This window comes from Microvirga sp. HBU67558, from assembly GCF_018069605.1.
Lineage (GTDB): Bacteria > Pseudomonadota > Alphaproteobacteria > Rhizobiales > Beijerinckiaceae > Microvirga > Microvirga terrae.
Genome location: NZ_JAGPUP010000444.1, coordinates 1 through 14,664, shown reverse-complemented (window position 1 = coordinate 14,664; position 14,664 = coordinate 1). Strand labels below are relative to the sequence as shown.

At 66.0% G+C, this 14,664-nt stretch carries 14 protein-coding genes; 10 read left to right on the top strand and 4 right to left on the bottom strand.

Annotated features, from left to right (window positions below; all coding sequences use genetic code 11):
- Positions 1-325: 325 nt before the first annotated feature.
- From lipB to KBI52_RS05355, 6 genes are all read left to right on the top strand, one after another.
- Positions 326-1,060, top strand: a complete 735-nt coding sequence (lipB, locus tag KBI52_RS05380; RefSeq protein WP_210805910.1) for a lipoyl(octanoyl) transferase LipB — start codon at positions 326-328, stop codon at positions 1,058-1,060.
- A gap of 89 nt (positions 1,061-1,149) precedes the next feature.
- On the top strand, positions 1,150-1,527 hold the full coding sequence (locus KBI52_RS05375; RefSeq protein WP_210805908.1) for a hypothetical protein: 378 nt from the start codon (positions 1,150-1,152) through the stop codon (positions 1,525-1,527).
- 116 nt (positions 1,528-1,643) lie between these two features.
- Positions 1,644-3,251, top strand: coding sequence for a carboxyl transferase domain-containing protein (locus KBI52_RS05370; RefSeq protein WP_210805906.1), 1,608 nt, complete (start codon positions 1,644-1,646; stop codon positions 3,249-3,251).
- A 56-nt stretch (positions 3,252-3,307) separates the two neighbouring features.
- Entirely contained in the window at positions 3,308-4,138 is an 831-nt protein-coding gene (locus KBI52_RS05365) for a protein-L-isoaspartate O-methyltransferase (RefSeq protein WP_210805904.1), read from the top strand.
- Positions 4,139-4,495: 357 nt separating this feature from the next.
- Positions 4,496-6,226 carry a dihydroxy-acid dehydratase gene (ilvD, locus tag KBI52_RS05360; RefSeq protein WP_210805902.1) on the top strand — a complete coding sequence of 577 codons (1,731 nt, stop codon included), beginning with the start codon at positions 4,496-4,498 and terminating at the stop codon, positions 6,224-6,226.
- The gene (locus KBI52_RS05355) at positions 6,213-7,055 is read left to right on the top strand and encodes a tetratricopeptide repeat protein (RefSeq protein WP_173947488.1); all 843 of its coding nucleotides are present in this window, start codon (positions 6,213-6,215) and stop codon (positions 7,053-7,055) included. The genes ilvD and KBI52_RS05355 overlap by 14 nt, the downstream gene beginning before the upstream one ends.
- Positions 7,056-7,087: 32 nt before the next feature.
- Here KBI52_RS05355 and xth read toward each other — a convergent pair whose 3' ends face one another.
- On the bottom strand, positions 7,088-7,873 hold the full coding sequence (gene xth, locus KBI52_RS05350) for an exodeoxyribonuclease III (protein WP_210805900.1): 786 nt from the start codon (positions 7,871-7,873) through the stop codon (positions 7,088-7,090).
- 95 nt (positions 7,874-7,968) lie between these two features.
- On the opposite strand from xth, the gene KBI52_RS05345 reads away from it, so the two are divergent.
- From KBI52_RS05345 to KBI52_RS05335, 3 genes are read left to right on the top strand one after another with little or no spacing between them, the layout of a single operon-like run.
- Positions 7,969-8,661, top strand: coding sequence for a hypothetical protein (locus tag KBI52_RS05345; protein WP_210805898.1), 693 nt, complete (start codon positions 7,969-7,971; stop codon positions 8,659-8,661).
- The gene (locus KBI52_RS05340; RefSeq protein ID WP_210805896.1) at positions 8,648-9,211 is read left to right on the top strand and encodes a hypothetical protein; all 564 of its coding nucleotides are present in this window, start codon (positions 8,648-8,650) and stop codon (positions 9,209-9,211) included. The genes KBI52_RS05345 and KBI52_RS05340 overlap by 14 nt, the downstream gene beginning before the upstream one ends.
- A gap of 47 nt (positions 9,212-9,258) precedes the next feature.
- Positions 9,259-9,792, top strand: a complete 534-nt coding sequence (locus KBI52_RS05335) for a hypothetical protein (protein WP_210805894.1) — start codon at positions 9,259-9,261, stop codon at positions 9,790-9,792.
- Positions 9,793-9,795: 3 nt separating this feature from the next.
- On the opposite strand, the gene KBI52_RS05330 is transcribed toward KBI52_RS05335, so the two are convergent.
- The 3 genes from KBI52_RS05330 to KBI52_RS05320 form a co-directional block, all read right to left on the bottom strand.
- A complete protein-coding gene (locus tag KBI52_RS05330) occupies positions 9,796-10,887 on the bottom strand; it encodes an alkene reductase (RefSeq protein WP_210805892.1) in 1,092 nt (363 codons plus the stop codon).
- A 124-nt stretch (positions 10,888-11,011) separates the two neighbouring features.
- Entirely contained in the window at positions 11,012-11,965 is a 954-nt protein-coding gene (locus tag KBI52_RS05325) for an aldo/keto reductase (RefSeq protein WP_210805890.1), read from the bottom strand.
- A gap of 104 nt (positions 11,966-12,069) precedes the next feature.
- Positions 12,070-13,461 (bottom strand): hypothetical protein, encoded by a 1,392-nt coding sequence (locus KBI52_RS05320; protein ID WP_210805888.1) that lies wholly within the window; start codon positions 13,459-13,461, stop codon positions 12,070-12,072.
- A gap of 540 nt (positions 13,462-14,001) precedes the next feature.
- Between KBI52_RS05320 and KBI52_RS05315 the strand changes: the two genes are divergently transcribed.
- A complete protein-coding gene (locus tag KBI52_RS05315) occupies positions 14,002-14,430 on the top strand; it encodes a hypothetical protein (RefSeq protein WP_210805886.1) in 429 nt (142 codons plus the stop codon).
- The last annotated feature ends 234 nt before the right edge of the window (positions 14,431-14,664 follow it).

Here is a 14,664-nt window from a genome sequence, read left to right as displayed (position 1 = left end):
AGGACTCGAACCTCCACGGGTCTCCCCGCTACCACCTCAAGGTAGTGCGTCTACCAATTCCGCCATGACCGCGAACTCGGTTTCAGGAGTGGTTTTCCTGAAGAGGTGGCCGCTCTAGCAGATCGATCGGGACGCTGCAACCCCCTCCGTGGAGCTTGCGGCGATTGATCAAAGCGAATGCCTCGCCTGCGAAGGGCGCTATAGGCGATAAGCGTCTGTCACGACTATATAAGCGCGAGTTTCACGAGGAGCGCGGAACCGACGCGTGTTCCTTCAAGGGCCGGAGCGATCCTGCTCCGCGGCCCGCTGGATTTTAGGTGAACCGGTGTCGAACCTGCGAGACAGCCTGACCGTTCAGTTCCATGCCGAAAGCGGCTCCGAACCCGTGGAGTGGCTGATCACGGACGGCCTGACGGCTTATGAGGAGGCCGTCGCCTTCATGGAAGCCCGCGCCGAGGCGATCGCGGCAGGCGAGGCCCGGGAGCTGGTGTGGCTCGTGGAGCACCCCCCGCTCTATACGGCCGGAACCTCGGCCAAGGCGGCGGATCTCGTCGATCCGGACCGCTTCCCGGTGCATCAGACGGGCCGGGGGGGGCAATACACCTATCACGGCCCCGGACAGCGGGTCGCCTACGTGATGCTCGATCTCAAGCGGCGGGCACCCGACCTGCGCCGCTACGTGACGGCTCTCGAAGCCTGGCTGATCGCTACGCTCGACGCCTTCAACATCCGAGGCGAGCGGCGGGAGGACCGGGTCGGCGTCTGGGTGCGGCGGCCGGACAAGGGCGGGACCGCCGAGGACAAGATCGCCGCCATCGGAATCCGGGTCCGACGCTGGGCCACGTTCCACGGCATCAGCCTCAACGTGGAGCCGGATCTGTCGCATTTCTCCGGCATCGTTCCCTGCGGGGTCACGGAGCACGGGGTCACCAGCCTCGTGGACCTCGGCATCCCGGTGACGATGCCAGAGGTCGATGCTGCGATGCGCCGGACCTTCGAGGAGGTTTTCGGGCCGACCGAGCGGGTCGAGACACCGTTGCTCTCGCGCCACGGCGTCTAGGATTTTCACACAGGATACGGCAAGGCTTCTCCCCAAGGCCGCTTCATGCTCTAAGCTGGAGCAAACGGCTGATCATTGGCGGAACTTCCATGCAACGTGTCCTTCTCGCTTCCCTCGTCGCTCTGGCCGCCTCGGCCTGTGCCGTCAGGCCCGAACCCACGGAGCTCGTCAAGATCGTCGATTCGCCGTCCGACGTGCGGGTCTGCACCCGTCTCGGCGAGGTCAGCCCTGTCACGCCGACCGGGCCGGGAACCCACCGGCCGGTCAATATCGGCTTCGGCGTCACCCTCGGCCGATCGACCTTCGGCTACGCGACCGAGGACATGCTCCAGGCGACCGTCGCGCTCGGCGGCACGCATCTCTACCTGCAGCAGGTCTCCCACGACTGGTCGCTCGTGCGCGGCATCGCCTACCGGTGCGGTCCCGGCGTTGTGCGCCAGGAGACGGTCATTCGTGCGAAAGGCTGACGCGACGGCCTGCTGAAGCCAGTTGCGCGGACTCCCCGGTTCTAGGTACTGACGTCTTTGGTCTCACGGCTCAATGTCGCTGACAGACCGAAGAACAAGACCGAGGGAGACCCGCCGTGCCTGTCATTGCCACCTCTGCCGACCTGACCTCGGACGCCGCACGGGCGAACCGTGACGCCTGGGCAGAGCTCGCCCAGGATCTCCAGGCCAAGCGGCAGGCCGTGGCCGAAGGCGGCCCCGCCAAGGCCCGGGAGCGGCACCTCGCCCGCGGCAAGCTCCTGCCGCGCGAGCGTGTGATGCGCCTCCTCGACCCGGGTGCGCCGTTCCTGGAACTCGGCTCGCTCGCCGCGCACGGCATGTACGAGGATGCGATCCACGGGGCCGGCATCATCACCGGCATCGGGCGCGTCGAAGGCCGCGAGGTCATGATCGTGTGCAACGATTCGACGATCAAGGGCGGCACCTACTACCCGATGACGGTGAAGAAGCATCTGCGCGCCCAGGAAGTGGCGCGCGAGAACCGGCTGCCCTGCCTCTATCTGGTCGATTCCGGCGGTGCGAACCTGCCGCATCAGACCGAGGTGTTCCCGGACCGGGAGCATTTCGGCCGCATCTTCTACAACCAGGCGACCCTGTCGTCCCTGGGCATCCCGCAGATCGCCTGCGTCATGGGCTCATGCACGGCGGGCGGCGCCTATGTGCCGGCCATGTCGGACGAGACGATCATCGTGCGCCGCCAGGGCACGATCTTCCTCGGCGGGCCGCCTCTCGTGAAGGCGGCGACCGGCGAGGTCGTGTCCGCCGAGGATCTCGGCGGCGCGGACGTTCACGCCCGTCTCTCCGGTGTGGCGGATCATTACGCCACCGACGACGTGCATGCGCTCGCAATCGCGCGCCGCATCGTCGGCACGCTCAACACCCGCAAGAGCATCGATATCGACCTGGCCGAGCCGGTGGAGCCGAAATATGCCATCGACGATCTCGATGCGATCGTGCCCACCGACCTCAAGAAGCAGTACGACATCCGCGAGGTGATCGCGCGCCTCGTCGATGGCTCCGAGTTCGACGAGTTCAAGCGGCTTTACGGCACGACGCTCGTCACGGGGTTCGCGCGGATCTGGGGCATCCCGGTCGGGATCATCGCCAACAACGGCATCCTGTTCTCCGAAAGCGCACAGAAAGGTGCGCATTTCATCGAGCTGTGCTGCCAGCGGCGCATCCCGCTGCTCTTCCTGCAAAACATCTCCGGCTTCATGGTCGGGCGCCAGTACGAAGCGGGCGGCATCGCCAAGGACGGGGCGAAGCTCGTCACGGCGGTGGCCTGCGCCCAGGTGCCGAAGATCACGCTGCTGGTCGGCGGCTCGTTCGGCGCCGGCAATTACGGCATGTGCGGCCGCGCCTATTCCCCGCGCTTCCTCTTCACCTGGCCGAATTCGCGCATCTCGGTGATGGGTGGCGAGCAGGCGGCGAGCGTGCTGGCGACCGTGCGTCGCGACAACTTCGAAGCCGAGGGCAAAGCCTGGAGCACGGACGAGGAAGAAGCCTTCAAGGCGCCGATCCGCGACAAGTACGAGAAGGAGGGCTCGCCTTATTACGCGACCGCTCGCCTCTGGGACGACGGCATCATCCTCCCGTCGGAAACCCGCCGGGTGCTCGCCCTGGCGTTCTCGGCCGCCCTGAACGCGCCCGTCCCGGCGACGAAGTTCGGCGTCTTCAGGATGTAGCGGATCAGGGCCTTAGCCGCGTGGAACCGGAGCGGCCCGAAACGGATTTCTCGGGCATGCCCCAGGAAGAGTCCGACAGGTATCGCAGGGCTTATGCCGCGCGGGTCGCCCGGATGGCGGATGTCCGGGACGCCCGCATCGAGGCGTCCTTTGCAGCCGTTCCACGGGAGGCTTTTCTGCCGCCGGCGCCGTGGACCATCATCACCATGGGCGTCGCAACCCGGACCTCCGAGCTCGCCGAGATCTACGACAATGTCCTCGTGGCGATTGACCTCGAACGGGGCATCAACAACGGCGAGCCCGCCCTGCATGCCGCCTGGCTCGATGCGGTCGGCCCGGGACCGGGCGAGACCGTGATCCATGTCGGTGCCGGCACAGGCTATTACACGGCGATCCTGGCGCAGCTCGTTTCACCGGATGGGCGTGTCGACGCCTTCGAGTACGAACCGGACCTCGCCGCCGAGGCGGCGCGGAACCTGAGCGCCTGTTCCAATGCGTCCGTTCATGCCGCGTCCGCCTTCGGCCGGGTTCTGCCGAAAGCGGATGTCATCTACGTCAATGCCGGCGTCATCGCGCCCGACGTCGAGTGGCTCAGGGCGCTGAACCCGGGCGGCCGCCTGATCTTCCCCTGGCAGCCGCACAAGGGCTGGGGTCCGGCCGTCCTGGTGACGCGGCACGAGACGGGGTTGTCTGCTCGGGCGCTCATGACGGTCGGCTTCATCTCCTGCAGCGGCACGACGGAGCGGATCTCCGTCCGACGGCTGCCGACCGAGTCCGACGTCGCGGCCATCCGATCCGTCTGGATCAGGAGCGAGCGCTCACCTGATTCGAGCGCCGTCGCGGTCTACGACGACGTCTGGTTCTCGTCCGAGAAAATCGACCGCTGAGGGAAGCGGATCGCACACGAGCAAGGGGACCAGTAGGGCAGATGCCGCGTGAGACAAGCGGAATTCTGTCCCAAAATTGTTGCGGCCAAGCAACACCCTCAAACCTTCAACATCTTGCCTCTGTTGGCCCAAGCTCCGCCGCGATGCCGCCATAAACCAAGCGCTACACCTAAGGCAGGTTAAAGTGCTTCAAAACCAAAGCTTTACGGTACGATACCTGGGGCAGATCCTGGATTAAGACTGTTAGCGGATCCTTCGTAAGGATCGTTGCATCGGTGGCGTGGCACGTGGCAGATCACGGGAGTTCCAAAGGCTTGGATCTCCGCCGTGAGAACCGGGTGGAAAAGAGTGCGGACCATGGATGCGCGGGTGATCGACAAGTCGAAGCTGCCGAGCCGTCACGTGACGGTGGGGCCCGCTCGCGCGCCGCATCGCTCCTATCTCTATGCCATGGGTCTGACCAAAGAGCAGATCGCCCAGCCGCTCGTGGGCGTCGCAACGTGCTGGAACGAGGCTGCTCCCTGCAACATCTCCCTCATGCGCCAGGCCCAGGCCGTGAAGAAAGGCGTGGTGGCCGCCAACGGCACGCCGCGCGAGTTCTGCACCATCACGGTGACAGACGGCATCGCCATGGGCCATCAGGGCATGAAGGCGTCGCTCCCGTCCCGCGAGGTGATCGCGGATTCGGTCGAGCTGACCATGCGCGGCCATTCCTACGACGCGCTCGTCGGCATGGCGGGCTGCGACAAGTCCCTGCCGGGCATGATGATGGCGATGGTGCGCCTCAACGTGCCGTCGATCTTCATCTACGGCGGATCTATTCTTCCGGGCTCCTTCCGCGGCCGTCAGGTGACCGTGCAGGACCTCTTCGAGGCGGTGGGCAAATACTCGGTCGGCGAGATGTCGGACGAGGATCTCACCGAGCTCGAGCAGGTGGCCTGCCCGTCGGCCGGCGCCTGCGGGGCCCAGTTCACCGCCAACACCATGGCGACCGTGTCCGAGGCCATGGGCCTTGCCCTGCCGTATTCCGCCGGCGCACCGGCGCCTTACGAGATCCGCGACCGGTTCTGCGCAGCAGCCGGCGAGCAGATCATGGATCTCATCGCCCGGAACATCCGGCCGCGCGATATCGTGACCCGCAAGTCCCTGGAGAATGCCGCCACCGTGGTGGCGGCCTCGGGCGGTTCGACCAACGCGGCCCTGCACCTTCCCGCCATCGCCCATGAGGCCGGCATCAAGTTCGACCTGTTCGACGTGGCCGAGATCTTCAAGCGCACGCCCTATATCGCGGATCTGAAGCCCGGCGGACGCTATGTCGCCAAGGATCTGTTCGAGGTCGGCGGCATCCCGCTGCTCATGAAGACGTTGCTCGATCACGGCTTCATGCACGGCGACTGCATGACCGTGACCGGCCGCACCATGGCCGAGAACCTGGCATCCGTGAAATGGAACCACGATCAGGACGTGGTCTATCCGGCGAACACGCCGATCACGCCGACCGGCGGCGTCGTGGGGCTCAAGGGCAACCTCGCTCCCGAAGGCGCCATCGTGAAGGTGGCCGGCATGGCGACCGACAAGCAGGTGTTCCGCGGCCCGGCCCGCTGCTTCGACGGCGAGGAGGCCTGCTTCGAGGCCGTCTCGACGCGCCAGTACAAGGAAGGCGAGGTCCTGGTGATCCGCTACGAGGGCCCCCGCGGCGGTCCCGGCATGCGCGAGATGCTGTCGACCACGGCAGCCCTCTACGGCCAGGGCATGGGCGACAAGGTCGCCCTCATCACGGACGGACGCTTCTCCGGCGCGACCCGCGGCTTCTGCATCGGCCATGTGGGCCCGGAAGCGGCGGTCGGAGGCCCGATCGGCCTGATCCGGGACGGCGACATCATCGCCATCGACGCCATCAAGGGCACCATCGACGTGGAGCTTTCCGACGAGGAACTGGCCAAGCGCCGGTCCGAATGGAAGCCGCGCGAGACGAGTGCCACCTCGGGCTATCTCTGGAAATACGCGCAAACAGTGGGTCCGGCGCGGGATGGGGCGGTCACCCATCCGGGCGGAGCCGCAGAAAAAGAAACCTATGCGGACGTTTAAACTCATCGCAGCCACCTTGTGGGTGGCCACTCTCGGGGCCGGCGCGGCTTATGCCCTCGATGCCGCGCCGCGTCCGCAACCGCTCACGCCTGCCTTGTCCCCGGCGCTTGCTCCGGCGACCAAGTACGGCTCGGTCCGCGATGCGCTGCGCAGCGGCATGCGTGACTACAATGCCGGCGACAAGATCGGGGCCGTGCACGCGCTCGAATATGCGGCGGGCCAGGGCCATTCGCTGGCGCTCTGGAAGCTCGGCCGGATGTATGCCGACGGCGACGGCGTCGAGCACGACGACCTGAAAGCCTTCGAGTACTTCTCCCGGCTCGCCGACCAGCATGCGGACGAGAGCCCCGATTCTCCGAACGCGGCGGTGGTCTCCAGCGCATTCGTGGCGCTCGGGACTTATTTCCTGGATGGCATCAAGGACTCCTATGTGATGTCCAATCCGGAGCGCGCCGTCGAGATGTTCAGCTACGCGGCGTCCTATTTCAGCGACTCCAACGCGCAGTACAATCTCGCCCGCCTCTACCTGGAGGGGACGGGTGTCCGGAAGGACGCACGCCATGCCGCCCGCTGGTTCAACTTGGCGGCCGAGAAGGGGCACACCGCCTCGCAGGCGCTCCTGGGCCATCTGCTGATGACCGGACAGGGCGTGCCGCGCCAGCGAGCCAAGGGCCTCATGTGGCTCACGCTGGCGCGCGAAGCCTCGACCGATACGGCCAAGGATCAGTGGATCGTCTCGCTTTACGATGACGCCTTCGCGGCAGCCGACGACAGCGACCGCAAGCTGGCCCTGGCCCTGCTGGAGCAGTACATCCAGTCGCGCCGATAGATGACCGGCGATCCCGTATCGCCGGTCAACCGCTACTCGATATCCAGATCGACCATCACCGGAACGTGGTCGGAGGGCTTGTCCCAGCCGCGCACCTCCTTGCGGATCGACGCCGTCCTGAGCCTGTCCTGCGCCTGGGCCGAGAGCAGCAGGTGGTCGATGCGGATGCCGTTGTTACGCTGGAAGGCGCCGGCTTGATAGTCCCAGAACGAATAGAGCCCCGGCTGATCATTGCAGGCGCGCACCGCGTCCAGGAAGCCGAGATTGATCAACTCCCTGAACTTCGCCCGGCTCTCCGGCTGAAACAGGGCGTCATTGGCCCAGGCGGCCGGGTCGAGGGCGTCCTTTGGCTCCGGAATGACGTTGTAGTCGCCGCACAGGACCAGGGGCTCCTCCAAGGCGAGAAGGGCTTTCGCGTGGGCACGCAACCGGTCCATCCAGGCGAGCTTGTAGTCGAATTTCGGAGTGCCGACAGGATTGCCGTTCGGCAAATAGATGGACGCCACCCTCACGGCTCCGGTCGCGGTCGAGACCACGCCTTCCAGGTAGCGCGCCTGCTCGTCGCTCTCGTCTCCGGGCAGGCCGCGGCGGACATCCTCGAGCGGACGCTTCGACAGGATCGCGACGCCGTTATAGGCCTTCTGACCGTGGGTGACGACGTTGTAGCCCAGCGCCTCGACTTCCGCGCGCGGGAAGGCCTCGTCCACGCATTTCAGCTCCTGAAGGCAGACCACGTCCGGGTCGGCGCTCTTCACGAAGGTTGCGAGGTGATCCAGCCTCTGCTTGATGGAGTTCACATTCCAGGTGGCAACCCGCATCGCGTTACTCTTGCTTGTCCGTCCTCTAAGCTTCATCGGATGTTCGTCCTCGGCTGGCAAGCTGGAACTCGTCACCATCCCCACGGTTGCGCCCCATGCCGGAATCCTGGTTCAGACCCATCGACAGCTATTGCGAACGCCTGGGGCCGGGTTTCTGGGCCGAGCCGCTGAACGCCGCGAGCAATGTCGCGTTCATCGCGGCCGCCCTCTGGGCCCTCGTGCTCTGGCGACGGGCCGGGGCGCGGGATGGGCCCGCGCTGTGGCTGATCATCGTCACCCTCATTGTCGGCACGGGCAGCTTCCTGTTCCATACCTTCGCCAATGGCTGGTCGCTCCTGGCGGACGTGCTGCCGATCGGCGTGTTCATCGCCAGCTACTTCCTGCTCGCCATGCGCCGGTATCTGAACCTCGGACCTGCCGCGGCGATCCCCGTGACGGCGCTGTTCATCGCCTTCGACCTGGCGTTCGACAGCCTCTGGTTCCGCGTTCTGCCCGGCGTGAGCCTAAACGGGTCGGCTGGCTATGTTCCGGCGGCCCTGACCCTTCTGATCGTCGGGATCGCCTGCCTCTCCCTCGGGGCCGGAGCACCCGGCAGGGCGCTTCTCGCCGCCGCCTGCGTGTTCATCCTGTCCCTTTCCTTCCGGTCGGTCGATGCCGCGATCTGCGCGACAATGCCTGCAGGCACGCATTTTCTGTGGCATGCACTCAATGCGTTCGTGCTCTTCATCCTCATGAAGGCCGCCATCGTTCATCCACCTCGGAAAAAAACGAACCATGTCCAAGATTGAGATCCACGGCTATGCCATCGTGTCGGACAACGACTGCATCGCCGACGCGTCGGGGCGCACCCCAGACGTGCTCCGCAACGAGGCCGACTGGGCCTATTTTCAGGCCGAGCTCAACGCCTCGGCCCTGACGGTGCTCGGCCGCCTCGGGCATGAGGGCAATCCCAACCCCAAAGCCCGCCTGCGGATGATCCTGTCCTCCTCTTCGGGCGGATTGGAGCGGCGTCCTGACGGCTGGTGGTGGAATCCCGGGAGGCTCCCCTGGAATCGGGCCATCGAAGCGGTCCTGCCGGAAGGCGGACGCATCGCAGTCCCCGGAGGGCGGCAGGTGTTCGATCTCTTTCTCGGGATCGGTTACGACGCTTTCCATCTGACGCGGGCGGAGGGAACCTTCGTTCCGGATGGCGTTCCGGTGTTCTCGGACTGTGACAAGACCAGGAACGCCGAGGCAATCCTCGCGGCGCATGGACTAAACCGGAGCCCCCGACGGATCCTCGATTCCGTCGGTCCGGTGAGCCTGACAATTTGGCGGAACGGTCGCCCAGATTCGTGAGTTTGCTTGGAGTTGACGTGCAACAGCGATCCGAAAGGGAGGAGCCGATGCGTCACCTCACAGTTTCGACCGCATTGCTTGCAGGCTGCCTGATCGCCGGAGCAGCCTGGGCGCAAGGGTCCTCGGGCGGCTCCAGCGGCGGCGGCGCAGGCGGCTCCGGTGGCGGTGCAGCCGGCGGCGGCTCGTCCTCGTCGGCCTCCCCCTCCGGCGGCTCGTCCGCGTCTCCCAGCACCGCCACGCAGCCGGGTGGATCGACCCTGCGCCCGCCTGCCCAGGGCATGCGGGGGAGCACCGATCCCGGCAACCGGGGGAGCCGCGTCGGCGGCAGCACCGGAAACACCGGGACAGGCAGTCGGGAGACCACGACGGGCCAGATCCCGCCCCCCGGCACGGAAGGCAGCACGGGCGGGACGGCTGGCGGGTCAGGCGGATCCCAGTCCAATCCCGCCACGACGGGAACGGTGTCCGGGAACCGACTTCAGTCCGGGGAGCGGTCCTCCGTCAGCCCCAGCACGCGCGAGGAGAAGCTCCTCGAAGAGGCCGACAAGAGGGTCCGGCGCGGGATCTGTCAGGGCTGCTGACGCTCAGGCGGCTTTCTCGAGACCCGGATAATCCGTGTATCCCTCGGTTCCGCCGCCGTAGAAGGTGGTGCGGTCGGGTTCGTTGAGAGGCGCGTTCAGGCGGAAGCGCTCGACGAGATCCGGATTGGCGATGAAAAGCCGCCCGAACGCCACCAGGTCGGCGCGTCCGCTGATGAGCGCGTCGGCCGCCATGTCGCGGTCATAGCCGTTATTGGCGATGTAGGCGCCGCGGAAGGAGCGTCGCAGGCCTTCGTAGTCGACCCTGACGGCGTTCCGGTCGCCCTGGGTGGCGCCTTCGATCATGTGGATATAGGCGACCCCCAATCCATCGAGCCTTTCCACCACGTGGCTGAACAGCGCCTGCGGGTCGGAATCCTCCGCATCGTTGACCTTGGCCGGCGAGAGGCGGATGCCGACCCGGCCCTTGTCCCAGACCCTGAGCACGGCTTCGGTTGCCTCGATGGTCAGGCGCGCCCGGTTCTCGACGGAGCCGCCATAGGCGTCCGTGCGGTGGTTCGAGCCGTCCTTCATGAATTGGTCGAGCAGATAGCCGTTCGCTGCATGGATTTCGACGCCGTCGAAGCCTGCCTCCTTTGCGTTGCGGGCGGCATTCTCGTAGTCCCGCAGAATACCAGGGATCTCCGAGAGCTCGAGAGCGCGGGGCTCGGACACGTCGGCGAAGCCTTCCTCAAGGAAGGTCTTCGTCTGGGCGCGAAGGGGCGAGGGCCCCACCGGGGCGGCGCCTCCCGGCTGAAGGAACGTGTGAGAGACGCGTCCCACGTGCCAGAGCTGGATGAAGATCCGGCCGCCGGCCTTGTGGACGGCATCCGTCACTTTGCGCCAATGCGAGACCTGTTCGGGTGAGTAGATGCCGGGCGTCCGCAGATAGCCCTGACCCTGGTGGGAGATCTGAGAGCCCTCGGAAATCAGGAGGCCTGCGCTGGCACGCTGGGCGTAGTAGGTGGCCGTGATGTCCCGCGCCACGTCTCCTTCCGCTGCCCGGTTCCGGGTGAGGGGAGCCATGACCAGCCGGTTCGGCAGGGTCAGGTCGCCCAGGGTGAAGGGCTGGAACAAAGCATCGGCATCGGCACTCATGGAAAACCTCGTTTGATCCTGTGAAATCCAAAAAAGCACAGGTCGCTACGAGATAATCGGCCCTCCGTCCGATGCAACGGAGGGCTGCCATGCAAAAATTCGATGTCTCCAGGAGCGCGGCTGCTCAGACCGGACTGCTGGCCCGATTCAGGTGCGCGATGTCTTCCTGGTCGAGACGCACATTCGTCGCCTGTACGAGATCGCTCACCTGCTCGACGCTCGTCGCGCTGGCGATCGGCGCGGTCAGGCCCGGGCGCGCCATGAGCCACGCAAGGGCGATCTGGGCCGGAGTTGCGGTCCGTCGGACGGAAACCTCGTCGAGCACCGCCAGGATGCGCCGGCCGCGATCGTCGAGGTAGGCGGCCATCCGGCCGCCGCGCACGCTCTTGCCGAAGTCGGCCTCCGACCGGTACTTGCCCGTCAGGAACCCGCTGGCGAGCCCGTAATAGGGGATGACGCCGACCTCCTCCTGGCGGCAGAGCGGTTCCAGGTCGGCCTCGTATTCGGCGCGGTCCGAGAGGTTGTACTTGTTCTGGAGGCTCTCGTAGCGCGGCAGACCGCGCTCGGCGCTGATGGTCAGGGCTTCCGTCAGCCGCTCCGCGGTGAAGTTCGACGCGCCGATGGCCCGCACCTTTCCCTCCCGGATCAGCTCTGCGTAGGTTTCGAGCGTCTCCTGCTGCGGGGTCTCAAGGTCGTCGCGATGGGACTGATAGAGATCGATGTAATCGGTCTGGAGGCGGCCAAGGGAGTCTTCCACCGCCGAGCGGATGTAGCTCCTCGACAATCCCTTCCGGTCCGGCCCCATTTCCGAGCCGACCTTGGTGGCGATGATGAGCCTGTCGCGGTTGCCGCGGGCCTTCATCCACTTGCCGATGATCGTCTCCGACTCACCGCCCGTGTGGCCGGGCACCCAGGTGGAATAAACGTCGGCCGTATCGATGAAATTCAGGCCGGCATCGGCATAGGCGTCGAGAACCTTGAACGAGGTCTCCTCGTCCGCCGTCCATCCGAAAACATTGCCGCCGAGGCACAGGGGGGAAACCATCAAGTCCGAGCGGCCGAGTCGACGCTTTTCCATAGTCATCTCCATGATCCGCTGCCGATGTGGGGCGGATCGGGAGGCTGGCAAGATGGCCGATCACGATCGCGGCGTCCGGCGGCAGGCGCCGGACGCCGTTCCGCTCAGGCGGCAGCGCTCAGCGTGATCCCGCGGGCTTCCGCGAACGCGAAGAGAGCGGATTCGCTGTCGACACGATGACGCTGATCGATGGTCCAGCCGGTCTCGTCACGGACCACGATGTAGCCCCGGGCCTGAAGCCGGGACACCACGGCCTGGAGGCCGCTCGACTCGGTTTTCGTCACGCCGCGCTCCGCAATGAAACGTTCGATGGCAGCCTGCGCGGCCTGAGCGAGATCGATCGCATCCGCACGGTTTGCCGGCTTCGCCTTCGCCTTGGCCTGCGCAAGGGCGCGCGCGGGATCTCGGCGAACGGATTTCCAGCCGCCTCGTCCGGACGTCTGCGCATTCGCGGGCTCCGGTTCCGGCAGACGGACGGATGCGGGAGCCTCCGTGACGAGGATCTTCGACGCGGCAGGAGCAGCGGCCTGGGTGACAGGGCGGACAGGGGCGGCCTGAGAGACGCCGCGCACGGCCGGCAGGACGGGCGCCTTCTTGTCCGTCTCCTTCGGCTTCGGAATCGGCCTCGGTGCCGCCGCGGGGGTCGGCTTGGGAGCGGCAGCCCGGGGCTTCTCGCGCCGCTCCTGGTCCTCCCGGGCCCGACGAGCCGTCTCAGCGGCGTTCTCCGCCTCCGCCCGCTTGGCCTCAATCGCGGCTTGGCGTGCTTCCATGGCCCGACGCCTGGCGTCGTCTTCGGCTTTCCGCGCCTCCGCGTCACGGCGAGCCGCGGCCTCGGCCGCGCGCTTCACGCGGACCAGGAGGCGCTGGTCGATGCGCGCCTTCTCGGCGATCACCGCCCGCGCGGCACGGATCATTCCAGCTTCGGATTCGGCGACCCAGTTTTTGAGACGCTCGGCCAGGGAGGCCTCGAGGGCTGCGAGCGCGCGGGACAAGGCCATCTCGACGTTGATCGGCTGCGGCTCCTGCAGATCTGGAGGCATGGCCGAGGGCGCCCGACGCTCCACGCGGTCAGCATTCGCGCCGCGCTCGAGCGCCGGTTGCCGAACCGGCTTCGGCACAGCCTGCGCCTGAGACCGAGCGGTTTTGGGGCGAGACGTTCCCGCGGCCGTAATCCTGGCCAGCTTGGAGAGGTCGCGCACCCCGATCAGCCCGAGATCCTGCATCTTCCATCGGATCTGCGTCACGGTTCTTCCCATGTCGGCGGCGATCAGCTTGTCGGTCATCGGCGGATCGGCCGAGACGAGTTCGCGCAGGCGCGCGACGCTGGTCTCGTCCCAGGACTGATGGGGCTGAACAAGGGTCCCGATCAGCCTGGCTCTGGCATAGGTGGCCGGGACGGGCCGTCCCAGCTTCGCGGCCGTGACGGGGACCGGGACCTTGGCTTCCCTGTCCCGGCGCAGAATTTCGAGCTCTTCGTCAGTCCAGACCCTGTTCATTGCAGGGCTTCTCCTTTTCTCAGCGAGGCTGGGATCCGGCGAGCCTGCATCGCCGGGGGAGGAGCGAGTGCGACAGGACAAGGAATTCGCCGGATCGTGCCGGCGACGGGTGACCGTTAGGCCGGCATTGGGTGGAATGGCACCTGAGAGCCGGTACCGGTTCTAGTGGGACTTGCCGCCGGTGAGCGTGAGGCAGGCCCCGGATCGGGTCGCGGCTCGTGATCGCGCATGGCGCAGCAACCCCTCGCGAAGCGAAAGCTTCGAGACGAGGACCATTGCGGTCGCTTGAAGTCCAGCTGCAGGGTCATGACAACGAGTTCACACCGGGTGAGCCGCGAGATGTAGTCGGCTTCCGATCAAATCTCAATCCTGGATCTGTCCCGTAACGGAAAGTTTCCGCGCGATGCCGCAGACCCTTGTGCGCCAACGCTTTCAGCAGCTTTTTCGAGGGACCCGTAAGAATTGGTTAACCATGACGGCGCATTCTCGCTCTTGTGAGTCCCGTGGGGATTTCACGCATGCCTCACAGGGGGAAGGCACATGGCCGATATCAGCGTCGCGCAAACGATCAACGAGAGAATCGAGGCCGTCAAGAAGGTGGTGAACCTGATCGCGCAGGCGGGCAGGGGAGGCGATCTGCATGATCTGCGCGTGCTTCTCATCAACACCATGAGCCTGCTCAAGCGTGATCCCGGCCTCGAGGCTGCCGTGGACGATCTCTACGCGGCCGCCGAGGCGCTGGTGAAGGATGCTTCGTCCGGCACGCCTCCGAACACGCGGTCGCTGCGCCTCCTGCTCTCCGCCCTTGATCGCTTCTGCACCCGTCTCTCGACCGCCGTGGACCGGATCGCACCGGAGCCAGAGCTACGCCTCAAAGGTTTGGAAGCGGCTTACGCAGTTCAGCTGGAGCGCTTCTCCATGAATGCGGATCTGAACGCGGATCTCGACCCGGTCGGGCAGGTCGCCTGACGCGCCAAAGGCGGCCTTTCAGGTCGCTCCTCGACGAAGCTGTTCGATCCGGCCCTCCTTGCCTGCGGCATCGAGGGCTTTGTCATGGGTGGGGTTTGTCGGCCGTTTTGCGGGCTCTAGACAAGCAAAAACCCTCGAAGGCGGAGCCATTCGAGGGTTCTCACTTTCAGTGGTTGCGGGGACAGGATTTGAACCTGTGACCTTCAGGTTATGAGCCTGACGAGCTACCGGGCT